We start from the raw sequence: 23,474 nt of genomic DNA, 5'->3' as shown, positions 1-23,474 counted from the left end.
ACGTAGTAGTTAAAGGTGTAGACGTCACTTCCAGGAACATCGGGATTTCTAAGCGACCACCGCGCCTGGTACTTAATCCGGCCGTTGCTCTGAATAGCGGGCGGCACATCTGGATTACTAAGTGTTCCAGTCACCATCACGGCGATGATTACGTCCAAGGTTGGAGTGTTTCTCGGCCCGTAGAACGCAATTTTCGATAGCTGGCCGCTGTGCCCAGAGAGAATGTGGTCGACGGACTGGTCTGTCAACTTCCGCGCTGCGGTCGATGTCGGGCTGCGCCAGGCCTACCTGCCAATCGATACCTCTGCCGAGGCCCCCAGGCGCCGGAGGTCTTCGGCGATTCGGTCTGTGCGAAGTGCAGGTGCGACCACATCCCCGGTACCCATGGCTCTCAGATAGTACGACTGGAATGTCAGTCCTCGGGGAGCTCCACCAGTGGCCCCTGAGGCAATCTCAACCGAGGGAGACTGCCTCGACCATGATCTCTGCTTCGCGGGTAGCCACGCTTGACGATTACGTTACGGTGCAATATCGTAATTTCCATGAACACGACTCTCAGCCGCGACGCCGGACGCCCGTTGAACCCCGAGATCGACGATGCGATTCTGACGAGCACCATCGATGCGCTCTCCGAGGTCGGCTTCCAGGGCTTGAGTATCGCCGAGGTCGCTCGCCGCGCCGGATCGACCACTCCGGCGGTCTATCGGCGTTTCGCCAACAAGACTGAGCTCGTTCAGGCCGCGGTGGCTCGCGAGATGGAGGGACTGCCCGGAACCGTATCCGACCAGGGCAGCCTCAGAGCAGACCTCATCGGGTGGGTCACGTCGATCTCGCAGTCGCTCACACCCCAACGCACCCGCATCCTCAGCGGGCTGCTCATGTCCGCCGATCCGGACAACGCGCCCATCGTCGACATTCGCAGCCACCTTCAGCGGGTGAGCCATGAGGGCTGGACGCACATCATCCGTCGCGCCGTCGGCCGTGGCGAACTCCGCGCCGACCCCGCTCCGCCCGACCTGAGCCGCATCCCCGGAGGCCTCATCGTGAGCCGCGCACTGCTCCTCGAGCCCCCCATGGATGCCACCGAACTCGAAGAGCTGGTCGACGCCGTGTTGGCCCCGGCCCTCCTGGTCGCTGCCGACCCTGCACCCACAATCACCGAGGAGAAATCATGAGCACAACCAGCGCCCCACTCACCCCCACCTCGGATGCATCGCCCGGAGGGCGAAAACGCAACGGCGTGAACGGCCTCTTATGGGTCCTCACCGGTTTGGCGATCGCCGCAGCGATCGTGCTCCCGCTGGTCACTCGCGAAGCGCCATATGTCTATGCGCTCCTTCTGACCTTCCCGTTCGCGATCATCCACGGCATCCGTCGCTACGGATGGCAGCGCCTGCTGGCGTTCTTGGTGATCACATTCGTCGTGAGCAACATCTTCGAGAACCTGAGCATCGCCACGGGCTTCCCCTTCGGCCACTACCACTACACCGGTTCGCTCAAACTCTTCGAAGTGCCCTTCACCATCGGCCTGATCTACTTCGGGCTGGGCTACATCGCCTGGATCGCCGCGTCGGCGCTCCTCGAACGGGCCGACGAGACCCTCGGATCGGGCTCTCGCGCGGGCCGGATCAACCTGGTCGCCCTGCCGCTCCTCGCGGGTGCGATCATGACGATGTTCGATGTCGGAAGTGACTCGAGTGCGTCGACGGTGAGCCACACCTGGGTGTGGGAAGACGGCGGAGGGTTCTTCGGCGTGCCGTTCACCAACTACCTCGGCTGGTGGTTCGTGACCTACGTCTTCTTCCAGATCATGGCCCTGATTCTGCGCCGCACAGGCCCCGTGCCCGTCTCGGGTGTCGCCACCCCTCGCAGCCACTTCGTGCAGCCCGTGCTGATCTACGGATCGCTCGGCCTCGCCTCGATCTCCAACTTCATCGTCATTCCCGACAGCCTCGTGACCGACCAGGCAGGTCAGACGTGGAGCGTCGCAGCGTTGAACGAGACACTGATGACGATCAACATCTTCACTCTCGTCATCGTCGCGGCTCTCGGGTTGGTGAAGGTCGCGCAGTTCACGACAGCCGATCCCGTCTCCTGAGGGATTCCGACAGCGGATGTCGCGGTGGGGCACGACGCAGTCCGACGTTCCCTACCGCGACATCAGGTTCGCAGAGCCGCGTCATGATTTCCGCTTTGCGGCGTCTCTTAGGTATGACGCTCGAGCGCAAATTCTCTGGCGGCCCGGCGGTGGAGGGACTGGTCCGGGTCATCACCGTGCGTCCCGCCCTGTTCGGGGGATGGCCGCTCTGGGAGTACGGATCCCAGCTCGACCCCTCCGAGGTGATCTCCACCGACCGGCTCATGCTCGGATTCCTCCGCTGGCACGGCATCTGGCTCGCCCATCACCGTTTCACCGGATGGGACTCGGTACAGAATGAGCTCACCTACTGGCGTCACGGTAGCCAGTTCGTCGAAGCCCTTCAGCGTGAGCTCGGTCACGGATTCGAGATCCGGAACGAACTCGAACCCCTGAGCGCGCGGGCCGTGAAGCACCACCGTCGCCATGCCGGCTGACCCGTCGCCGATCGTGATTCACGGCCTGGTCTCCGCCCACTCGTGAGCCAACCCCCGGGCGATCGGAGAGCGGTAGACGGTACCGAGCGCTACTGAGCCGGGTTCTCGGCGGCCACACCGAGGATCCAGGTCACACCGAAGCGGTCGGTGAGCATGCCGAACCCGGCACTCCATGCCGACGCGGCGAGCGGTTCGACGATCGAGGCGCCCGTCGAGAGCGCATCCCAGTACCGCTGCACCTCCTCGAGGCTCCCTCCCTCGACCGAGACGAAGAACGGCTGGTCGGTGATCGTGACACCGTTCTCGCGACGAGTCGAGCCGGCGTTGTCGGGCGATCCGCCCAGCTGGCCCGGGATGTCGTAGGCCAGCACGCGAAAACCTTCGGAGCTCACGACCTGGCCGAACACCACACGGTCGGCACCCGGCACGTCTTGGGGCATGCCGAAGTCGCCGTAGGTGGCCACGGTGACCTGACCGCCGAACACGGTCTGGTAGAACTCCAGCGCCGCCCGGGCGTCGCCGCGGAAGTTGAGGTGGGTGGTGGTCGTGAGGCTCATGTCTGCTCCTAGTGAGAACGTGGCCGGGTTCTTCCCGACACCACTCACCCTTCCACCCGTATAGGTCAGCTTCTGTCCTAGACCGAAATTATGATTGGGGTATGACAGCCACGACCACCTCGCGCCTGCTCAGCTTGCTGTCGCTGCTCCAGTCGCGCCGCGACTGGCCGGGCTCCCTTCTGGCCGATCGGCTCGAGATCAGCCCGCGCACGGTGCGCCGCGATATCGACCGCCTCCGCGAGCTCGGTTACACCATCCAGGCCACGATGGGGCCGGATGGCGGATACCGGCTCGACGCCGGAAGCGAGCTCCCGCCCCTCCTCTTCGACGACGACCAGGTCGTCGCCCTCGCGATCGCCCTGCAAGCCGCGACCCTCACCGGCGTCGGCATCGCGGAGGCCGCCATGCGAGCCCTGACCACGGTTCGGCAGGTCATGCCGCCACGGCTCCGCCACCGGCTCAACGGCCTGGAGTTCACCACCATCGCTCGCCGGCCAGGAGATGCGCCGGCCGGCACGGCGTCGCCCGACGTCCTCATCGCCACGTCGGCCGCAGCGCGCGCACACGAGGTGCTGCGCTTCGACTACGCCGGCAGCCGAGCGGCCGCCGCCGCCGATTCCCGACCCCCGCGACGAGTGGAGCCGCACCACCTCGTGGCGTCGCACGGTCGTTGGTATCTGCTGGCGTGGGACCTCGATCACAGCGACTGGCGCATCTTCCGCGTCGACCGCATGACCCCCCACCCCCCAACACGGCGTCGCTTCGCTCCCCGGCACGTCCCGGGCGGCGACGCCGCCGAGTACGTCTCGGCCCGCTTCAAGGGCTCCGATCGCATCGACAGGTGGCCCTGCACCGGAAAGGTCATCCTCGCCCGGCCCGCCGGCGATGTGCTCCCGTTCGCGGGCGACGGAGTCGTCGAAGAACTCGGCCCCGACCGCTGCAGTCTCGAACTCGGTGCCTGGTCCTGGATCGACCTCGCCGCAACCCTGAACCGCTTCGACACCGAGATCGAGGTCCTCGACCCACCCCAACTCAGAGACGCCTTCGCACAGCTCGCGGCACGCAACTCGTCAACCGCCACTCGGCGGCACTAGAGATCGTCGAGCTCGACTCCTGCAGGGCGCTGGCGGCGCCTCAGCGGGGCGCACGGTCGACGACCGGATGCTCGAGAGCTGTCGCCAGTTCCGAGCGGCCACGGATGCCCAGCTTCTTGTAGACGCGGAGGAGGTGGGTCTCGACCGTGCGGATCGACAGCACGAGCTCGGCCGCGATCTCGCGGTTGGCGTGGCCGGCCGCGGCGAGCGCCGCGATCTCCGACTCCCGGACGGAGAGCCGGCTGGCGGCAGACACGTGCGCACCCCGAAGAGGTGAGCGCTCGAGACCGCAGAGCGCGAGTTGCTCGGCGGCCAAGCGGTCGGCCGCGGCCATCTCGCGGGCGTCGCCGACGGCCGACAGGATGCTCGAGGCCGTCGCGTAGGCCTCCGCCGCCTCGATGTGCACCACAAGGCGGGCCGCTTCTGAGCCGACGGCCAGGAACTCCTGCGCCAGCTCCTCGTCACCGCTCGTCGCCTCCCAGGCGGCGAGCGCACGAACGTGCCGCACGGTCATCGCCACGAAATCGCCCTCAGCGATGCGCGAGATGGTCTCCACGCGGTCGACGACCCTCCGCGCAGAGCCGACCCGCGCCGCTTCAGAGAGACAGGTCAGCTCCGGCAGCTCATGGCCGTTCGCGCGGTAGGTGTCGGCCGCGCGAATGAAGTCGGCCGCGGCATCCGCAGTGCGGTTCTCCGCCGCGGCGATCCAGGCCAGGGCCTGACGCCGCCGTGCGTCGAGGAAGTCGAGCGACGACGGGGCCACAGCCGGGTCGAGGGCGGCCCGGGCGGCCTCCGCGTCGCCGCCCATGGCCAGGGCGCGGGCGAGGTCGGTGCGCACGAGCCGAGCGGTGCGGTCGGTTCCGACCTTCTCCATGAGGGCGATGGCGGCGCGCAGTTCCACCGCCGCCTCCTCCGCGCAGCCCATCGAGAGCAGGAGGCCTCCGATGCCCCAGGTGCAGAGCGCCTGCGGGATCCACTGGCCGAAGGTGGTCGCCGACGCCCGGAATGCCTCCGCGAGAGCGAGTGACTCCGGGATGCGGCCCTCGTAGCTCAGCACCACGGCGCGACTGAGTTCGACGCCCGAGGCGTCCTGGCCCGACTGCTCGAGGATGGCCCTGCCGGCATCCAGCGCCTCGTGGGCACGCGCGAACCGGCCGCTCAGCATGGCGACGTGGCTGACGGCCAGGTGGGCCTGCAGGAGAGCCGCGCCCTCGAGGCCCCCGATCGCGGGTTCGAGCAGCTGCGCCGCCCCCGCGGTGTCCCCGAGGGCCTGAAGGATGAGTCCCCTCGTCGCGTTGACATGAGCGAACGCCGACGGATCGACGAGCCCCGCCGCTGCGGCGGACCGCGAATCGTCGAGCGCCCACGCGGGCGAGGCGACCCGCTCCTGGACGAGCGCGATGAGCGTCGCCACCGATTGGCTGCGCTGCACGTCGCCCTCGGCTTCGGTCACCAGCTGCTCGAGCCGGGCCAACGCCAGATCGGAGTGGCCGAGCTGCGACTCCGCCGCGGCCAGCACCACCTCCGCGTCGAACCCTCCGGCAAGAGCGACCGCGGCTTCGGCGAGCTGCCGAGTGAGCCCGGAATCGGGCTCGCGGAACGACGCCACGGCCGCACGCGCCACGAGCACCGCATCCGGTGTGCGCCCGAGCATCAGCGAGTAGCGGGCCAGAATGATCGTCTCCCGCGGGGTGAGGAGACTCTGCGGGATCGTCTCCAGCACGTCGACGGCCATACCGCTGAGCCGCTGTCGGCGCAGCGCACTCATCGACCGGGCCAGCACCAGCTCCACCACGCCGTCGCGGATGCGGATCCGCAGGTCTCCGGCGCTGCCGAGCACCTCGATCATGCCGGTCTGCTCGAGTCGCTCGAACTCGGCCAGGACGTCGGTTCGGATGCCGAGTCGCGCCGACGCCTCCTCCAGCGAGCGCACGGCGAGCTCCGGGGCGAGCGCGACCAGTTCGAGCAGCTCCTCGCGGGCGGCGCTGAGCGGCTGCACCGCATGGAATCGCGACAGGGCGAGGTCGCGCAGCTGCGGCGCCGCCCGATGGCCGTCGCTCAGTCGCCAGACGCCGCCGGCCATCGCGAGCGCGCCAGTGCGCCGTGCCGTGGCGACCGACTCGTGGAACAGTGCGAGGTCGGCTCCACCACGCCACGGCACCACGCCCGCGACGGACTCGGGATCGAGCGGGCCGCCGATCAACTCCTCCGTCCACCCGAGCAGTTCGCCGGCCGCCACCGGGCCGAGATGCACCGTGATGGCGGACCGTTCGTCGATCAGTCGAGCAAGCGGCCTCGGCAGCGGCTCCCGGGCGAGGGCCGCCACGAGCGGAACCCGGCCGCCCTGCACGACGGCCTGGGCGAACTGCGCCGCGCGGCCCTCATCCAGCTGCTGCAGACCGTCTGCTCGCAGGAGCCGACGGCGGGAGGCCTCATCGAGACGCGCCACGACCGCCCGGATGAAGTGGGAGCGCCCGCTGCCGCGCTCACCGAGCACGAACACCCCCGTGCCGCCCAGGAGAGCAGCCACCGCGACCTCGACCTCGGTTCGCCGCAGAATTCCGCCGTCGCCCACGAGACCACCTCCAGTGCCCGCCTGGCGCTCCCCCCGGACGCAGACGTCTTCGGTGAACTCTAGACGCCCCGGCCGGCATTCGACCCCCGTGGTCGAAAGGAAGCTCGAACACATGCGTACCGAGGGTCGGCACCGGCCTCCGCCGACCCGCCGTCGTCTACTCGTGCAGCAGCGACTGCCAATTCTGCGGCACATGGCCCGTGGGCCCCGGAACCGGCTGATCGAGCGGATGGTGGCGCGGCGCGGCGAGCGGCGGCCCCTCGACGTAGTCGGCGGTGGCGAAGTCCCACATCCAGTCCTCGCCCGGCTCGTAGCTCTGGATCACCGGATGCCCCGTGCGCGCGTAATGCGCGGTGGCGTGCTGCGAGGGCGAGCTGTCACAGCATCCGATGTGGCCGCACTCGGCGCATCGGCGGAGGTGCAACCACCAGCCGGTCTGCGGATCGCAGTCGGCGCATCCGGGGCCGCTCGGAACCGCGTTCACGTCGATGCCGTCATTCGTCACGCCGTCGCTCGTCATAGCAGGATCGTAGGCCGCCGCACGTCGCACGACCAGGGTCTCCGCGGGGACACCCGCTCGTCGCGGGCGACCCGGCCACTATGCTGGCCCCCGTGAAGACCCCCGTCGTCTCTTCCCCGCCCGCCTCGGGCCCCGCGGTGCGCACCCTCGTCGTGATGGCTCTGCCGGCCCTCGTGGTGGGCATCGTGTCGGCACTCGTGCTCTACGCCCTCGAAGAGCTGGCGAGCCTGCTCGAGCACGGCCTCTGGGACGCCCTCCCTCACGCGGCCGGTATCGACCCCTCGAACGGCTGGTGGATCTTCGGCGTGCTGACCCTCACCGGCCTCGCCGTCGGACTCGTGGTGAAATTCGTGCCGGGCCACGGCGGCCAGGACTCCGCGGCGACCGACCTGATCGGCCCGCCACAGCGCGTCGCCACCCTGCCCTCGCTCGCACTCGTGGCGGTGCTCGGCCTCGCCGGCGGCGTCAGCCTCGGCCCGGAGAGCCCGATCATCGCCATCAACTCGGGGCTGCTCGTCGCGGTGGGCGCCCGGTTCTTCCCGCGCATCCCGGGCGAGCTCGCCATGGTCATGGCTGCCGCGGGCACCGTCGGAGCGCTGTTCGGCAGCCCGATCGCGGCGGCTCTCATCCTCACCGGCATCGTGGCCGCCCGACCCACCGGCGGGGCACTGTGGGATCGCCTCTTCCTGCCCCTCGTCTCCGCGGGCGCCGGGTCGATCACCATGACCCTGCTCGCCCGGCCGTCGTTCGCGGTGTCCCTGCCTGCGTACACCAGCATCGCGCCGATCGATCTCCTGAGCGGCGCGATCGTGGCCGCCGTCGCCGCAGCGGCCGGGGTCGTCTGCGTCGTGCTGTTCCGGATGCTGCACCCCCTCTTCCACGGCCTCAAGAACCCCATCCTCTACATCACCCTCGGCGGCATGGTGCTCGGCATCCTGGGCGCGATCGGCGGGGAGGTGACGCTGTTCAAGGGGCTCTCGCAGATGGCCGAGCTGCTCGCCGACCGCGATCAGTACGGCATCGGGCAGCTCGTGATCGTGATCCTCGTGAAGTTCGCCGCCCTCGCGGTAGCGGCCGCGGCGGGGTTCCGAGGCGGACACATCTTCCCCGCGGTGTTCATCGGGGTTGCGGTGGGCATCCTCGTGAACGTCCTCGTTCCCGGCGTGCCCCTCACTCTCGCGGTTGCGTGCGGAGTGCTCGGTGTCGTGCTCGCCATCAGTCGCGACGGCTGGATCGCGCTCTTCATCGCGGCGCTCGTGAGCGGCAACGTGATCGTGATCCCGCTGCTGTGCATCGCCATCCTTCCGGCCTGGCTGATCGTTACGAAGGCGCCCGAGATGATCGTCTCCAAGGATGCACCCCAACCCGTGCCCGCGAACCCTTGACCCCCTCCCCGAGTTGACCGAAGTTGTGGGCTGGCGGGGCGAGTTGCCACAACTTGTGGCAACTCGCTGAGGATTCGATGCACTAACTTGCACAGGTGTGTGCAAGTTAGTACGATCGGGGGGTGCCTGACACTCTGAATCACCCGCGCGCTCTGCGGAAAGACGCCCTCGAGAACCGCGAGGCCATCCTCGCCGCGGCCGCCCTCGTGTTCCGCCGCGATCCCGAGTCGTCGCTCGACGCCGTTGCCACCGAGGCCGGGCTCTCGCGCCGCGCCATCTACGGTCACTTCGCCTCCCGCGACGAGCTGCTCGCCGAGCTTCTCGTGCGCGGCGGGGCACGCATCTCGGCGGCGCTGGCCGACGTGCACGACCCCGATCCGCGCGTCCACCTCGCACTTGTGGGCGCCGCGATGTGGGGCGAGGTGCAGCAGGTGCGCGTGCTCGCCCAGCTCGCGGTGCACGGCCCGCTCGAGAAGACCATCGCCGAGGCGCTCGTGCCCGTGCGCTCCTCCGTTCGCCAGGCGGTGCGCGGGGGCGTGGCGGGCGGCTGGTTCCGGTCCGACATCGCCGCGGAGAGCGTGGCGCGACTCGTGGAGGACGCCGCGATCGCGGTGCTCGACGAGGCCGTGCGCGCCGACCTCACCGAGGCCGAGGCGCGGCGTCTCGTGATGTCGGTGGGCCTCTCGGTCGCCGGCCTGTCCTGGCAGGATGCCGCGCACGTCGTCGACGGCATCGAGAGCTCCACCGTCACCGAAGGACCTCACGCATGAAGATCGTCGCCGACCGCATCAGCAAGGGCCACGCGGGCATCCCGCTGCCCGAGCGCACCGTCGTCTTCGAGACCGGGCGGGTCACCATCGCCGAGGCCGAGGTGGGCGACCAGCCCACCGTGCTGTCCCTCATCCTGAGCGGTCGGATGCGCAGCGACAGCGGCGTGGTGACTCTCGACGGCGTCGACGACGCGGCCCTCATCCAGGAGCGCGTCGCCCTCGTCGATGCCCCCGAGGTGAGCGAGCCCGCCGCCGATCTGCCGCTGCGCACCGTGGTGCGCGAGGAACTCATGTTCGCCGGCCGCTCGACGAGCCGTGCCACCGTGGCCGCCACCATCGCGGATGCGGGCGGCTCCGACTACGCGGCCGTGCGCATCGCCGACGTGCCCGCCGCGATCCGCGTGCGCATCCTGGCCGAGCTCGCCGCCTTCCGTCGCGGCGTGGAGGGCCTCGTCATCACCGCCCCCGACCGCCACGGCGGCGACCCGCGCGACTGGCTCGCCGTCGCCTCCGACCTCGCCGCCCGAGACTTCGCCGTGCTCGTCGTCTGCGGCGCCCCGAGCGCCGAAATCACCCTCCCCCTCCTCCCCCAACCGGAGCCAGCCAACACCCCCACCCCCCTCCCGAAGCAGCCGGCGAGCACTCCCCAAGGCCCGGCTGGGGCGGATCGGTTGGATGCCTCAGGTGTGGCGGGCGTCTATGGGCGGAGGCATCCAACCGATCCGCCCCAGCCCACCCCCGAAGAACCCCAAGCCCAAAAACCCGAAGAAGCCGGAAAATGAAGATCCTCACCCTCGTCTCCTCCGAGCTGAAACGCCTCACCGCGTCGAGCATGGCCCGGCTCGCCCTCGTGGCGCTCATGCTCGTGCCCATCCTCTATGCGGGTCTCTACCTCTGGGCCAACAACGATCCCTACGGCAACCTCAAAGACGTGCCGGTGGCGCTCGTGGTGGAGGACACCGGGTCGACGCTCGACGGCCAGCCCGTCAACTACGGCGACCAGGTGCGCGACCAGCTGCTCGACGACGCCTCGGTCGGCTGGCAGGTCACGAGCGCCGAGGATGCGGAGGCCGGCGTTCGCGACGGACGCTTCGACTTCATCCTGAGCCTCGGGCCCGACTTCTCCCGCGCCCTCACCTCGGCGAGCGGCAACGCTCCCACGCAGGCCGTGGTGACGCTCACCACCAACGACACCAACAGCTTCCTCGCCACCACGATCGCCGGCCAGGTGGCCGAGAAGGTGCGTGCGAGCATCACCGAGAAGGTGGGCAAGCAGGCGGCGCTCACCCTGCTCGACGGCTTCGCCACCGTGCGCTCCAATCTCACCGATGCCGTCGACGGCGCCACCCAGCTCACCGACGGCGCCACCAGCGCGGCGGATGGCGCGGCGACGCTCGCCCAGGGCACCGCCTCCGCGAACGCGGGAGCCACCCAGCTCGACGCGGGACTCCAGCAGCTCGCGGCCGGCTCGGCCGACCTCCCGTCGCAGGCATCCGCCCTCAACGACGGCGCCCAGCAGCTGAACTCGGGGCTGCAGCAGCTGCAGTCGGGCTCTGCAGACCTGCCCACGCAGGCCAACCAGCTCAACGACGGCGCCCAGCAGGTGGCCGCCGGCAACGCGCAGCTCTCCGATGCGTCGACCCAGCTCGCCGCGCAGGTTCAGGATGCCGCCGACCAGGTTCCGGCCGCGCGCGCCGACATCGTCGACCTGCTGAACCAGACGTCTCTCACCGACGAGCAGAAGGCGGCCATCCTCGCCCAGGTCGACCAGGTCGGCACTGCGATCGACGACGGCAACGCCCTCGTGCAGAGCACGAACCAGAAGATCGGCGCGCTCGCCACCGGCAGCGCCGAACTCGCCGCGGGCACGCAGAAACTGGCGAACAGCGCTCCGACGCTCAGCACCGGGATCGCGAGCGCGGCATCCGGGGGCTCCCAGCTGGCAACGGGCACGCAGCAGCTCGCGGACTCAGCGCCCACGCTGACGAACGGGATCGCGAGCGCCGCATCCGGATCGTCGCAGCTCGCCGCCGGCACCCAGCAGCTGCAGTCGGGCGCCGATCAGCTGAGCACCGGGCTCGGCACCCTCGAGACGGGGGCGGGCACCTTGCGTGACGGGCTCTCATCCGGGCTCGACGACGTGCCGAACCAGACCGCGGCGCAGCGCGAAGCGGCCGCCCAGACCATCTCCGATCCGGTGGCGCTCGACACGAGCGCGGTCACGAAGGCCAGCAACTACGGTGCCGGCATGGCCCCGTTCTTCATCAGCCTCGCGGCCTGGATCGGCATCTACGCGCTCTTCCTCATCGTGAAGCCGCTGTCGCGCCGCGCGATCACCGCGTTCAAGAAGCCGTTCACCGCCACTACCGCGGGCTGGGCCACGCCGGCCATCCTGGGGGCGCTGCAGATGGTGACCGTGTTCGGCATCATCACGCTGGCGCTCGGCTATCAGGTGGAGCACGGCTGGGGGATGCTCGGGTTCATGATCCTCACGTCTGCCACGTTCGCCACGATCATCCTGGCGCTCAACATCCTGCTGGGCAGCGTGGGGCAGTTCCTGGGGCTCGTGCTGATGGTGCTGCAACTCGTGACCGCGGGAGGAACCTTCCCGTGGCAGACGTTGCCGGTGCCACTGCAGGTGCTGCACACCATCCTGCCGATGAGTCACGCGGTCGACGGCATCCGGCAGCTGATGTACGGCGGCAACCTCGCGCTGGCGGGGGCGGATGCGGGTGCCCTGGCCTTCTGGCTCATCGGCGCGCTGCTCGTCTCCTACCTGGGCGCGCGCCGCCTCACCCGCCACCGCACCCTGCGCGACCTCCGCCCCTCCCTCATCGGCTGACCCCCTGCCCTCCTCGCGACTCGCCAAAATCCAGCCCATTCGGCGCCATTTGGACCGGATTTTGGCGAGTCGCGAGGAGGAGGGGGTCAGGCGACCGAGACGGTGATCGTGTGCCAGCCGGTGGCCCCGTCGGGGGCCGGCATGGCCTTGTCGGCGGTCTGCGTGTAGCCCGAACGGTCGGTGGCGCGCACCGCGATGGAGTGCTGACCCGGCTGCGCCTGCCACTCGGCGACCCACTGCACCCAGGTGTCGATGCCCGGCGCCTCGGCGAGGGTGGCGGTCATCCAGTCGCCGTCGTCGACGCGCACCTCGACCTTCTCGATGCCGGTGTGCTGCGCCCAGGCCACACCCGCGATCGCCACGGTTCCTGCGGAGACGGATGCACTGGCGCGCGGCACGTCGATGCGCGACTCGGTCTTGATGGGGCCGAGTGCCGACCAGCCGCGCGGCGTCCAGTAGCCTTCCTCGTCGGCGAAGCGCGTGACGCGGAGCTCGACGACCCACTTCGTGGCCGAGACGTAGCCGTACAACCCCGCCACCACCACGCGCACGGGGAAGCCGTGCTCGACGGGGAGCGGCTCGCCGTTCATGCCGACAGCGAGCATCGCGACGCGATCGGGATCCTGCATCGCCTCGAGCGGTGTGCCCGCCGTGAACCCGTCGCTCGACACACCGAGCACCATGTCGGCACCGGCCTGGGGTTTCGCCCGCGCGAGCAGTTCACGGATCGGGTAGCCGAGCCACAGCGCGTTGCCGATCAGGTCGCCACCGACCTCGTTCGACACACAGGCGAGCGTCACCAGGTGCTCTTCGAGCGGGAGCGCGAGGAGTTCGTCCCAACCGATCTCGATCTCCTGCTCGACCATGCCGGTGATCTTCAGCGACCACTTCGCCTGATCGAGCTGCGGCACCTGCAGCGCGGTGTCGATGCGGTAGAAGGCGTCGTTCGGCGAGATGAAGGGGGTGAGGCCGTCGAGGCCGAGATCGGCAGCCGCCGGCACGGCAGGAGCAGGGGTGGCGGCGGCCGGGAGCAGGATGGCGTCGCGCGCCGCGCTCACCGCTCCGGCCACCGCATTCATCGAGCGGGCGACTCCTCCGGCGAAGACCGCGACGACTCCCGCGATGCCCGCCGCGGTGAGGAAGCGGCGCCGATCGAGCGCGCTCTGGCTGGCCATCGGCACCGGGTTCGAGGCTGTCGCGACGGCGGTTTCGCGCCACGCCCGCAAGCGCTGGGCGAGCATCCGGAGCACCAGCACGCCCACGATCATGCCGATCACGGTGGGGATGCCGGAGAACCCACCCGAGCCGGCCCGCGTCGTGACCGCGACCACGGCGATGCCGGAGACGACGACGAGCACGACGATGCCGAAAGGCGGCCGGCGGAACTCGAGGATGCCCGCGAGCACCGCGAGCGCGAGAACGAGTATGCCCAGGATGACGAGCAGCGCCACCTTGTCACCCGTGCCGAACAGCTGGATGACGAGCGACTTCACCCCCGGCGGCGCGAGGTCGATCACGAGGGATCCCACCGCGAAGAGCGGGCTGGTGGCCGCACCCGCGACCACGGCGATCACCTCGGCGGTGGCGAGCACCACGACGGCGGAGATCACGCCGACGAGTGCCGCGAGTGCCGTCCAGGCCCGGTTGCGCATGCCTCATCCTAGGAACACACGGCTGTGTGCCAGCCTTGCGCCGCCACCCTCATCGCGACTCGCCAAAATCTGGCCCAAAGCGCGTCGGGAAGACCGGATTTTGGCGACTCGCGAGGAGGGGTTACGGGTGGCGGCGGGAGCGGGTGCGGGCCACGAGCAGCGAGAGCGCGCGCCAGCCCACGAGGAAGGCGGCGAGCACCAGTGCCGTCACGATCACGAAGCTCGGCTGCACGCCCTGACCGCTCACCGCACGCAGCAGCATCCCGAGCACGACGGATACGGCCCACACCACCACTCCCGTCGGCCACACCGCGAGGGGCCGACGCCAGGCCCGCGCGGCGAGCCATCCGATCGCCGCACCGGCGAGGAAGGGCCACGCGGTGGTGAGGAAGCCCACGAGCGCGCTGTCCTCGTCGTGGCTGCGCCGGCCGATGGCCACGAACAGAACGATGAGCGCCGCGTCGATCACGGTGGCGAGCACGACGGCGCGGGGCCGCACGACACGCGGTTCGGTTCGGGTCACGGATGTCACCGCACGAGTCTAGATCGCGAAGCCTTCCCTCGGCGCCCGCCCGAGGAGCAGGATGGAACCGTGACCCACACCGAAATCACCGTTCTGAACTACACCGTGAACGCCGACGTGTACGCACGCTACGGCGCCGATTTCGACGCCGAGGCGGTGAACGACGAGATCCTCCGCATCGTGAACGCCGAGGCGCCGGCGGGCGTCACCGTGGAGCGCAACGGCAAGGTCTTCGCCGAAGACGACGCCATCCACGCCGCCCGTGCGTTCGACTGGGCGGCGCTGCTGAAGCGCATCGACCTCGACACGATCATGGCGAAGCACGCGCGCTGAAGCTCTGAGCGACGACCCGGCGGATCATCACCGCGCCGCCGGTGCCGTGCGGCCTGCGCTCGCACGGTCTCCTCATACCTGAGTTCTGCCACATCCAGGATGTAGCAATGCTCGCTTGTGGCCCGGCTACCGAGCCCCCAGCCTGAGAGTGTGACCTCTCGCGACCGACTCCTCGCCGCCCTCGTGGCGGTTCTCTGGGGCGTGAACTTCGTCGCGATCCACTTCTCGCTCGAGCACTACCCGCCGTTCTTCCTGGTGGGGCTGCGGTTTCTCGTGCTCGCGATCCCCACCGTGCTCTTCGTGAAGTGGCCGGGCGTGAAGGTGCGCTGGCTGCTCGGCTACGGGCTGGGCTTCGGCATCCTGCAGTTCGCGTTCCTCTACGCGGGGATGGAGGCCGGGATGCCGCCGGGGCTCGCCTCACTCGTGCTGCAGGCATCCGCTCCGTTCACCGTGGTGCTCGCCGCGCTCTGGCTGCGCGAGCGGATCACGGTGGTGCAGGGCGTCGGTGTCCTGATCGCCGTGGCGGGTCTCGGCATCATCGCGGCGGAGCGCGCGGGCACCTCGGCGCTGCTGCCCGTCATCCTCACGCTCTGCGGCGCTCTCGGCTGGGCGTTCGGCAACATCTGCAGCCGCCAGGCGAAGCCGGTGAGCCCGCTCGGTCTCACGCTCTGGATGTCGGTCGTGCCGCCCATCCCGCTGATCGCGCTCTCGCTGATCATCGAGGGCCCCGACCGCATCTGGCACTCGGTGGTGACGACGTTCACGGTCGAGGCGATCCCCGCGGTGCTCGGCCTGGCCTACACGGTGCTGCTCGGCACGGTCGTGGGGTCGGGCATCTGGGTCACCCTCATGAAGCGCAACCCCTCGAGCCGCGTCGCGCCGTTCTCGATGCTCGTGCCGGTGGCGGGCTTCACGAGCGCGTGGCTCATCCTCGGTGAGGTGCCGAACCCCGCCGACCTGGTGGGCGGCGGGGTGGTGATCGCGGGCGTCTTCATCGCCACGACGACCTGGCGCCCCGGCCACGGTCGTCGGCCTGGACAGCCGGAGATCGTGGCGGCGGCGAGGAACGCCGGCTGAGCGATCAGCCCGCACGGCGCAGCGCTCGCGCGCCGAAGGCGTCGAGCGCCGCCAGCACGTCAGGCGCGGCCCAGCGGCGGTTGCGCCTTCCGCCACCCGTCTGTTCCAGCACCCCCGCCTCGACAAGGCGGTCTATCGCCGTCTGCACCGCCACGGCGCTCACGCCGAGCTCGGCCACGGCCACCCGGGCCGTGATCACCGGCTGGCGCAGCAGATAGGTCTTCAGACGGTGTACGGATGAATCGGAGCGTGCCTCCACAATCGAATCCCAGCGGTCGCGCGCCGCTTGAAGATCCCCGACCAGACGCCGCCCGTTCCGTACCGCGGAGAACGACGCCTCAGCGAACGATTCGATGATGGGCCCCGGCTTCCCTTCGCGATACGCGGTCAGCGCTGCGAAGTAGCCCGGGAGGTCGTGCAGCAGACCCGCCGAGACGGGAACAGCGACACTCCGTGTGACTCGCCCCGCCCTGAGCATGCCCTGGACGAGAGCGCGCCCAACGCGCCCATTTCCGTCGGGAAAGGGGTGGATCGTCTCGAACTGGGCATGGGCGATCGCCGTCTGCGCGAGCACCGGTATGTCAGTTCGGCGCGCGAACTGCATCACATCGTCCATGAGAGCCGGCACACGGCCCTCGAACGGCGGCACGAACTCTGCGTTGTGCGGCGAGATCGAGCCACCACCGATCCACACCGGCTGGTCGCGCCACCGGCCGGTGATCTCGGGGGCGTGCTGTTCCAGAAGCGCACGGTGCATCTCGATCACGGAGTCGGGGTCGAGCGCATCCGCCAGCGCGATGGCCGCCTCCATCGCATGCACGTTGCCGACCACCAGGCGTGCGTTGCTCGAGCTCGCCTCATCGATCTCGGCCAGCGCGACCTGCTTGGCGCTGGACGTGATCTGTTCCACTTCCGAGCTGGAGGCGCTTTCGGTCCGCAGCAGGATCGCTGAGAACGGCGCAGCGAGCGTACCGACTTCTGCGTCGAATCGGGTCAGTTCACTGGTGGCATCGTCGGCGAGCGCGAGAATCTCGCTCGTGAGGTCGACGGGCTGGTCCCTGATGAACGCGGGGATCGCAGCTCGATAGGGGCCGGCGGCCGCACGGAAGGCGCGTCTCGAGGCAGGAGCCGTGCCATCCCGATCCCACGGGAGCATCTCGAACGTGAGTGCCGGCCACTCCGGATCCTTTGCCATATCGCAGTATACCGAAGTTTATCTATATATCCTTTGGTATACCCTGCGCTTCAGGGCTGATCGGCGCCGAGGAGCGTGCCGAGTTCGGCCAGCTGCGCCTCCAGCGCCCGCACGTGACGCTCCGTGGCCTCGAACGCTCCGTCGTGCATCTGCTCGGCGACCCAGGCGATCTCCACGTTCGCGTGCACACCACGCAGACCGAGATTGGCGAGCACGGGCTGCAGAGCCACCACCGCTCTCGTCCCTCCGGAGAGCCCCCCGTAGCTCACCAGGCCGACGGGCTTGCCGTCCCACTCGTGCACGAGGTAGTCGAGCGCGTTCTTGAGCGGCGCGGTGAAGCTGTGGTTGTACTCGGGCATCACGAACACGAAACCATCGGCCGCATCCACCTCCGCGCTCCAGTGCCGGGTGTGCGCATTGCGGTAGTCGCGGAGCCTCGGATGCGCCGGCTCGTCGAGCAACGGCAGCCGCAGCTCCGCGAGATCGGCGACCCGCACATCGAACCGGCCCGAGTCGCGAGCGGCCCGGATGACCCAGTCGCCCACCGCACCGCCGACGCGGCCCGGACGCGTGCTCGCGATCACCACGAGCAGGCGGGGCCGGGAGGCGTGCCCCGCCGCGCTCTCGTCGCCGCTCATCGCACGAGCTCCGCGAGCGGGCGGCTCTCCCAGCGCGCCCAGTCGCTGCTGATCGCACTGGCCGCGGTGAGCAGCGCGGGAAGGTGCTCGTCGATCAGGGTCTCGACGCTCGTCTCGGCCGCGTGCGCGTTGACGTTCACCGCCGCCACGACGCGCCCCGAACCATCCCGCACCGGCGCGGCGACCGAGCGGATGGCCGGCCCGAGCTGCTGGTCGGTGAGCGCCCAGCCCGCCGCCCGCACCTCGCGGAGGGAGGCGAGGATCTCGTCACGTTCGGGCCGGGAGGCCGTCACCACCGCGGAGAGGCTGGGCAATGCCAGCACCCGGTCGAGTTCGGCCGGATCGAGCGCCGCGAGCAGCACCTTGCCGAGCGAGGTGACGGCCGCGGGGAAGCGCGTGCCGATCGACACCGACAGGGTCACGAGCTTCGGCACGGCCACCCGGGCGACGTAGACGATGTCGGAGCCGTCGAGCTGGGCGAGCGAGCACGACTCCCCCGTGCGCACACTCAGCTCGGTGAGATGCGGCCGGGCGATCTCCCAGATGCTGCTCGCCGACACGTACGCCATGCCGAGATCGAGCACCCGCGCGGTGAGCGAGAAGGTACCGCCGTCGGCGCGCACGTAGCCGAGCTCGGCCAGCGTGAGCAGGATGCGGCGAACGGTCGGTCGGGCCAGCCCGGTCGAGGCCGCGAGGTCGGCGAGCGTGACGCTCTGGCCCGTGGAGCCGAACGCGGTGATCACGTCGAGCCCACGGGCGATCGCCTCGATGAACTCGGGTCCTGTCGAGTCGCGCATAGCCCTCCCGGCCAATCGTCCGAAATGAAGTACCCCCTTCCTACCGCATGAAAGCGCCGCAGGGAACTCGATGTGACCCTCTTGACACGTCGATACGAATGCATTTAGCTGTGGTCATCCGCACAGCGGACACTTGACCGGAATTCATCGAGGAGTCTCCATGGCCACCCCCGCCCCGCCCGCCGCCCCCTCCGCCGGGCCGCTCGCGGGACTCCTCGTGGCCGACTTCTCCCGCGTTCTCGCCGGCCCGTTCGCCACCCAGCAGCTCGCCGACCTCGGCGCCACCGTGGTGAAGGTCGAGAGCCCGGCCGGCGACGAGACGCGCTCGTGGGCTCCGCCCGAGCGCGACGGCGTGTCCACCTACTACCTCGGCATCAACCGCAACAAGTTCGACGTGGTGCTCGATTTCCGCGACGAGGCCGACCGCGCACTCGCCCTCGAGCTCGCCGGTCGTGCCGACATCGTGATCGAGAACTTCAAGCCGGGCGGCCTCACCAAGTTCGGACTCGACTACGACTCCGTCGCGGCCGTGAACCCCGCCGTGGTCTACGCCTCGATCAGCGGCTTCGGCAGCGCGGGAGGTGCGGCCCTGCCCGGCTACGACCTCATCGTGCAGGCGATGTCGGGCCTCATGAGCCTCACCGGCTCCCCTGACGGCCCCGCGTACCGAAGCGGCGTCTCGGTGTTCGACGTGATGACCGGCATGCAGGCCACCATCGGCATCCTCGCCGCGATCGAGCACCGGCACGGCACGGGTGAGGGCCAGCACATCGAGGTGAACCTGCTCTCGACCGCCCTGGCCGCGATGGCCAACCACAGCTCGACGTACGTCGCCGGCGGTTCGGTGCCGTTCCGGATGGGCAACGCGCATCCGAGTCTCTTCCCGTATGAGCCGCTGCCGGCGAGCGACGGCGAGATCGTGGTGGTGGCCGCGAACGACAACCAGTTCGCCCGGCTCGCCGAGGCGCTCGGCCGGCCGGAGCTCGCCACCGATCCCCGGTTCTCCCGCACCGAAGACCGCAACCGCAACCGGGAGGAGCTGCGGCCCCTGCTCGTGGCGGCTCTCTCGGAGCACACGATCGCCGAGTGGTTCGACATCCTCACCGACGCCGGCATCGCGTGCGGCCCCATCAACACGATCGACGGCGGAGTCGCGCTGGCCGAACGGCTCGGCCTCGAGCCCGTGGTGACGGTGGGTGAAGGCGACCGTGCGGTGCCCGTCATCCGCAATCCCATCCGCTTCTCGCGCACCCCCGCCCACTACGTCTCGCCGCCGCCGACGCTCGGCGAGCACGACACGCTCATCCGCGAGTGGCTGAGCGCCCCCGCCTCGAGCGCACCCGTTCCGACCCCAGGAGGTCCCCGTGGCTGAGTACCCCACTGCCATCGGCACGAGCGACACCGAGTCGATCTCGCTGCTCGGCCACGATCTCGCGAGCGAGCTGCTCGGAAAGATCTCGTTCGGCGAGCTCGCCTACTGGCTCGCCACGAAGCGCCGGCCCACACCCGGCCAGCTGCGCGTGTTCGAGGCCGTTCTCGTGTCGCTCGCCGACCACGGGTTCACCCCCACGGCCATCGCCGCCCGGCTCACCTACTACAGCGCCCCCGACTCCCTGCAGGGCGCCATCGCGGCGGGGCTGCTCGGCGGCGGCTCCCGGTTCCTCGGCGTGACCGAAGACACCGGCCTCTACCTCCACGGGATCGTGGAGGGCCTCGGCGACACGACGGGCTGGTCGGCGGAGCAGTGGGATTCCGCGGCACTCGCGGCGCTCTCGGAGACCCGCGCGCAGGGGGGCAAGATCCCCGGCCTCGGCCACCCCGTGCACAAGAACGGCGACCCCCGAACCCCGGTGATCATCGCGATCGCCGAGGAGAGCGGCGTGAAGGGCCCGCATCTCGAGCTGTTCGAGGCGATCGGCCGCGTGCACCCCGACCTGCTCGGCCGTACCCTCCCGCTGAACGGCGCCGGGGTGGCGGGTGCGGCTCTCGCGGATGCGGGGCTGCCGGTCGATCTGCTCCGCGGCTTCGCCCTGCTGGCCCGCACGGCGGGACTCATCGGTCACCTCGCCGAGGAGCGCGAGAACCCCATCGGCCCCACCGTCTACGCCGAGGTCGACCGCAACGCCGTCTACCGTCCGCCCACCGCCCCCTGACCTCACAGCCACCCCCACCGCGACGACCCTGAACTCGAAGGAGAGAACATGGCAGACCTCACCGCCGTGCTCGCGACGACCCATCATCCGTTCTTCCTGAAGGCGACCGAGCTCACGCCGCCGGAGGAGCGGATGCCCCAGGCTGCGGAGTGGAAGAGCAAGGTTGAGGCGTACCGCGAGACGCTCACCGCGGCCCAGCCCGACGTGCTCGTGATGGTGGGGGCCGATCACTTCCACCAGTTCTTCCAGGACAACTACCCCACGTTCCTGATCGGCAAGCAGCCGAGGTACGACGCCACGTTCTACAACGAGGAGCGCGAGTTCGGCATCCCGAAGTACCTCCTGGAAGGCCACGAAGACCTCTCCGGGTTCATGTTCCAGGGTCTGCTCGACCGCGGCTTCGACTTCTCGATCAGCCACGAGCTCAAGATCGACCACTCGATCATCTGCCCCATCATCACCACGCGACCGGACGCCGACCTGCCGATCGTGCCCATCTACACCAACATCTTCGCGCCGCCGCTGCCCAGTCCGAAGCGGTTCTACGACCTCGGGCGGGCCATCCGCTCGATCATCGACGAGTACCCGGGCGACCAGAAGATCGCGGCCGTCGGCAGCGGCCATCTCTCTCTCGAGCTCGGCGGCCCTCGGCAGTTCGGTGAGACGGGGCCGGATCCGGTGTTCGACCGCAAAGCGATCGACTGGCTCGCCTCGGGCGACATCGAGGCCATTCTCGAGAACGTCACCCACGAGACGATGGCCGGAGCCGGCAACGCCACCCACGGCTTCATGGACCTCATCCTCATGCTCGGCATCGCCGGCCCGATCGATGCCGCCTACGTCGACGAGCTCGACCTGTTCCACACCCGCGAGATGTACATGACCTGGTACCCGGGAGGAGATCCGCGATGAGCACCTACTACGTCAACAAGTTCCTCTTCCAGGTGGATGGCGACCCCGGGCTGCTCGCGGCCTACAAGGCCGATCCCGCCGCGCTCGTCGACCGCTGGGAAGCCGACTACGGCCGCCGTCTCGGCACCAACAACAGCGTCGAGACCACGAGCTGGCTGCACTTCACCGACGAGGAGCGCACCGCCCTGGTCGAGCACGACTACGTCGCCCTGTTCGAGATGGGCGCGCACTTCTTCCTCACCCTGACGATCTTCATCGCCCTCTACGACGACGACTACATCGCGCAGAGCGGTCCTCTCTCGTTCCAGCGGGAGTACGCCTCGCGGCTCTCCCACTGGCTCGGCAAGGACTACCCCACCGTCGCCCTCTGAACCCACCCTGTCCCACCCGGCAAAGGAGCCTCCCATGACCGCTGCACCCCTCCCCACCGACGGCCGGCCGACCGTCTTCCGCGACGCCCTCGTGCTCACCATGAACGATCGGCACGAGGTGCTGCGGCACGGCGACGTGCTCGTGATCGATGACACGATCGCCGAGATCGGCACCGCGCTCACCGTAACCGACGGCACCTTCGAGATCGACGCGGCCGGCGGCATCCTGATGCCCGGCATGATCGACACCCATCGCCACATGTGGCAGACCGCGATGCGCGGCTACGGCGCCGACTGGACTCTCACCCAGTACTTCGTCTGGTACTACCTCGAGCACGGCGCGAGCTTCCGCCCGCAGGACATCTACGCCGGCAACGCGCTCTCGGCGCTCGACGCCATCGACGCCGGGGTCACCACCACCGTCGACTGGTCGCACGGCCTGCGCACGATCGAGCACGCCGAGGCCGCCCTGCAGTCGCTGCGCGACTCCGCCGGCCGGTTCGTGTTCGCGCCCGGCAACATCTTCGGGGCACCCTGGGAGTGGTCGGCGAACCCCGACTTCCAGGCCTTCATCCGGCGCAACGACACCGGCTCCGACCTGCTGCGCTTCCAGCTGGCCTTCGATGTGACGGGCGATCCGACGTTCCCCGAGCGCGGTGCGTTCGAGGCCGCGCGCGAGCTCGGCCTGCCGGTCACCACCCACGCCGGAGTCTGGGGCGCCACGAACGACGACGGCATCCGCCTGATGTACGAGAACGGGTTCATGACCCCCGAGACCGTCTATGTGCACGCCGCCACCCTGAGCGACGACTCCTACCAGCGCATCGCCGCGACCGGCGGTTCGGTCTCGCTCTCCACTGAGAGCGAGCAGAGCTGCGGACAGGGCTACCCGCCGTCGTGGGCACTGCGGGAGCACGGCATCCCGATGTCGCTCTCGGTCGACACCAGCGTCTGGTTCTCGAGCGATCTGTTCACCGCGATGCGCTCGACCCTCGGTGCCGACCGCTCGTGGGAGCACGTGCAGGCGCACGAGAAGGGCGAGACCGTGACGCACTCGCACCTGCGCGCCGAGCACGTGGTGGACTGGGCGACCCGCGGTGGGGCGAAGGCCCTGGGGCTGGATGCCGTCACGGGCAGTATCGAGAAGGGCAAGAAGGCCGACCTCGTGCTGCTGAAGAACGACGGATCGCCCTCGATGTTCCCCATCACGAACCCCTACGGGCACGTGGCCCTGCAGGTCGGCCGCGCCGACGTGCACACGGTGATGGTGGACGGACGCATCGCGAAGTACGACGGGTCGCTCGTGGGGCACGACCTCGCGGGCATCCGGTCGGCGGTGGAGGACACGGTCGACTACCTGCAGGAGACCCTCGGCGGCGACGTCTGGGATGCGGGGATGAACCCCGAGATCCCCGAGACGAAGGTGCTCGACAACCCCTACATGTACACCGAGTTCCGCTCGGCGGCCACGCACACGGCCACCACCGACGCCTGACCGGCGGGGCC

The 23,474-nt window shown here is 69.5% G+C and carries 23 protein-coding genes; 15 read left to right on the top strand and 8 right to left on the bottom strand.

Annotated elements, in window-relative coordinates:
• The first annotated feature begins 542 nt into the window (after window positions 1–542).
• The 3 genes from EPO52_RS10570 to EPO52_RS10560 all read left to right on the top strand — a co-directional run bounded on the left by EPO52_RS10570 (window position 543) and on the right by EPO52_RS10560 (window position 2,574).
• Window positions 543–1,175 (top strand): TetR/AcrR family transcriptional regulator, encoded by a 633-nt coding sequence (locus EPO52_RS10570; RefSeq protein WP_290805796.1) that lies wholly within the window; start codon window positions 543–545, stop codon window positions 1,173–1,175.
• Window positions 1,172–2,098 (top strand): carotenoid biosynthesis protein, encoded by a 927-nt coding sequence (locus EPO52_RS10565; RefSeq protein ID WP_290805794.1) that lies wholly within the window; start codon window positions 1,172–1,174, stop codon window positions 2,096–2,098. Before EPO52_RS10570 ends, EPO52_RS10565 begins: the two co-directional genes overlap by 4 nt.
• A 149-nt stretch (window positions 2,099–2,247) precedes the next feature.
• Window positions 2,248–2,574, top strand: a complete 327-nt coding sequence (locus tag EPO52_RS10560; protein WP_290805792.1) for a hypothetical protein — start codon at window positions 2,248–2,250, stop codon at window positions 2,572–2,574.
• A gap of 89 nt (window positions 2,575–2,663) precedes the next feature.
• Here the strand turns inward: EPO52_RS10560 and EPO52_RS10555 are convergent, their stop codons facing one another.
• Window positions 2,664–3,131, bottom strand: coding sequence for a VOC family protein (locus tag EPO52_RS10555; protein ID WP_290805790.1), 468 nt, complete (start codon window positions 3,129–3,131; stop codon window positions 2,664–2,666).
• 101 nt (window positions 3,132–3,232) lie between these two features.
• Between EPO52_RS10555 and EPO52_RS10550 the strand changes: the two genes are divergently transcribed.
• Window positions 3,233–4,225 (top strand): WYL domain-containing protein, encoded by a 993-nt coding sequence (locus tag EPO52_RS10550; RefSeq protein WP_290805788.1) that lies wholly within the window; start codon window positions 3,233–3,235, stop codon window positions 4,223–4,225.
• Window positions 4,226–4,265: 40 nt separating this feature from the next.
• On the opposite strand, the gene EPO52_RS10545 is transcribed toward EPO52_RS10550, so the two are convergent.
• Window positions 4,266–6,800, bottom strand: coding sequence for a LuxR family transcriptional regulator (locus EPO52_RS10545; protein ID WP_290805785.1), 2,535 nt, complete (start codon window positions 6,798–6,800; stop codon window positions 4,266–4,268).
• Between the two features lie 157 nt (window positions 6,801–6,957).
• The gene (locus tag EPO52_RS10540; RefSeq protein ID WP_290805782.1) at window positions 6,958–7,320 is read right to left on the bottom strand and encodes a UBP-type zinc finger domain-containing protein; all 363 of its coding nucleotides are present in this window, start codon (window positions 7,318–7,320) and stop codon (window positions 6,958–6,960) included.
• Window positions 7,321–7,412: 92 nt separating this feature from the next.
• On the opposite strand from EPO52_RS10540, the gene EPO52_RS10535 reads away from it, so the two are divergent.
• From EPO52_RS10535 to EPO52_RS10520, 4 genes are all read left to right on the top strand, one after another.
• Complete coding sequence (locus tag EPO52_RS10535; RefSeq protein ID WP_290805781.1) at window positions 7,413–8,705, top strand: ion channel protein; 1,293 nt, start codon at window positions 7,413–7,415, stop codon at window positions 8,703–8,705.
• A gap of 122 nt (window positions 8,706–8,827) precedes the next feature.
• On the top strand, window positions 8,828–9,475 hold the full coding sequence (locus EPO52_RS10530) for a TetR/AcrR family transcriptional regulator (protein ID WP_290805778.1): 648 nt from the start codon (window positions 8,828–8,830) through the stop codon (window positions 9,473–9,475).
• The gene (locus tag EPO52_RS10525; protein ID WP_290805775.1) at window positions 9,472–10,257 is read left to right on the top strand and encodes a hypothetical protein; all 786 of its coding nucleotides are present in this window, start codon (window positions 9,472–9,474) and stop codon (window positions 10,255–10,257) included. The genes EPO52_RS10530 and EPO52_RS10525 overlap by 4 nt, the downstream gene beginning before the upstream one ends.
• Window positions 10,254–12,317, top strand: coding sequence for a YhgE/Pip domain-containing protein (locus EPO52_RS10520; protein ID WP_290805773.1), 2,064 nt, complete (start codon window positions 10,254–10,256; stop codon window positions 12,315–12,317). The genes EPO52_RS10525 and EPO52_RS10520 overlap by 4 nt, the downstream gene beginning before the upstream one ends.
• Window positions 12,318–12,403: 86 nt before the next feature.
• On the opposite strand, the gene EPO52_RS10515 is transcribed toward EPO52_RS10520, so the two are convergent.
• The gene (locus tag EPO52_RS10515) at window positions 12,404–13,969 is read right to left on the bottom strand and encodes a molybdopterin-dependent oxidoreductase (RefSeq protein ID WP_290805770.1); all 1,566 of its coding nucleotides are present in this window, start codon (window positions 13,967–13,969) and stop codon (window positions 12,404–12,406) included.
• A gap of 121 nt (window positions 13,970–14,090) precedes the next feature.
• The gene (locus EPO52_RS10510) at window positions 14,091–14,501 is read right to left on the bottom strand and encodes a DUF3054 domain-containing protein (RefSeq protein WP_290805767.1); all 411 of its coding nucleotides are present in this window, start codon (window positions 14,499–14,501) and stop codon (window positions 14,091–14,093) included.
• 60 nt (window positions 14,502–14,561) lie between these two features.
• Between EPO52_RS10510 and EPO52_RS10505 the strand changes: the two genes are divergently transcribed.
• Together EPO52_RS10505 and EPO52_RS10500 are read left to right on the top strand one after the other, a co-directional pair.
• A complete protein-coding gene (locus EPO52_RS10505; RefSeq protein ID WP_290805765.1) occupies window positions 14,562–14,825 on the top strand; it encodes a hypothetical protein in 264 nt (87 codons plus the stop codon).
• 150 nt (window positions 14,826–14,975) lie between these two features.
• Window positions 14,976–15,902, top strand: coding sequence for an EamA family transporter (locus EPO52_RS10500; protein WP_290805762.1), 927 nt, complete (start codon window positions 14,976–14,978; stop codon window positions 15,900–15,902).
• Window positions 15,903–15,906: 4 nt separating this feature from the next.
• Here the strand turns inward: EPO52_RS10500 and EPO52_RS10495 are convergent, their stop codons facing one another.
• From EPO52_RS10495 to EPO52_RS10485, 3 genes are read right to left on the bottom strand one after another with little or no spacing between them, the layout of a single operon-like run.
• On the bottom strand, window positions 15,907–17,097 hold the full coding sequence (locus EPO52_RS10495) for a Fic family protein (RefSeq protein ID WP_290805759.1): 1,191 nt from the start codon (window positions 17,095–17,097) through the stop codon (window positions 15,907–15,909).
• Between the two features lie 50 nt (window positions 17,098–17,147).
• On the bottom strand, window positions 17,148–17,735 hold the full coding sequence (locus tag EPO52_RS10490) for an NAD(P)H-dependent oxidoreductase (protein ID WP_290805756.1): 588 nt from the start codon (window positions 17,733–17,735) through the stop codon (window positions 17,148–17,150).
• The gene (locus EPO52_RS10485) at window positions 17,732–18,532 is read right to left on the bottom strand and encodes an IclR family transcriptional regulator C-terminal domain-containing protein (protein WP_290805753.1); all 801 of its coding nucleotides are present in this window, start codon (window positions 18,530–18,532) and stop codon (window positions 17,732–17,734) included. Before EPO52_RS10485 ends, EPO52_RS10490 begins: the two co-directional genes overlap by 4 nt.
• A 160-nt stretch (window positions 18,533–18,692) precedes the next feature.
• Here EPO52_RS10485 and EPO52_RS10480 point away from each other — a divergent pair, with 160 nt between their 5' ends.
• From EPO52_RS10480 to EPO52_RS10460, 5 genes are read left to right on the top strand one after another with little or no spacing between them, the layout of a single operon-like run.
• Window positions 18,693–19,904: a CoA transferase gene (locus EPO52_RS10480; RefSeq protein WP_290805750.1), complete on the top strand. Its 1,212-nt coding sequence runs from the start codon at window positions 18,693–18,695 to the stop codon at window positions 19,902–19,904.
• The gene (locus tag EPO52_RS10475) at window positions 19,897–20,685 is read left to right on the top strand and encodes a citryl-CoA lyase (RefSeq protein ID WP_290805747.1); all 789 of its coding nucleotides are present in this window, start codon (window positions 19,897–19,899) and stop codon (window positions 20,683–20,685) included. Before EPO52_RS10480 ends, EPO52_RS10475 begins: the two co-directional genes overlap by 8 nt.
• Before the next feature lie 48 nt (window positions 20,686–20,733).
• Window positions 20,734–21,597: a hypothetical protein gene (locus EPO52_RS10470; protein WP_290805745.1), complete on the top strand. Its 864-nt coding sequence runs from the start codon at window positions 20,734–20,736 to the stop codon at window positions 21,595–21,597.
• Entirely contained in the window at window positions 21,594–21,968 is a 375-nt protein-coding gene (locus EPO52_RS10465) for a hypothetical protein (protein WP_290805742.1), read from the top strand. Before EPO52_RS10470 ends, EPO52_RS10465 begins: the two co-directional genes overlap by 4 nt.
• A 34-nt stretch (window positions 21,969–22,002) precedes the next feature.
• Complete coding sequence (locus tag EPO52_RS10460; RefSeq protein WP_290805739.1) at window positions 22,003–23,463, top strand: amidohydrolase family protein; 1,461 nt, start codon at window positions 22,003–22,005, stop codon at window positions 23,461–23,463.
• Window positions 23,464–23,474: the final 11 nt, after the last annotated feature.

Origin of the sequence: Herbiconiux sp. (genome assembly GCF_004297105.1) — a bacterium.
In the GTDB taxonomy this organism is placed as follows: Bacteria; Actinomycetota; Actinomycetes; order Actinomycetales; family Microbacteriaceae; genus Herbiconiux.
The sequence above is the reverse complement of the archived record's forward strand: the minus strand, read 5'-3'. Positions and strand labels throughout refer to the sequence as shown.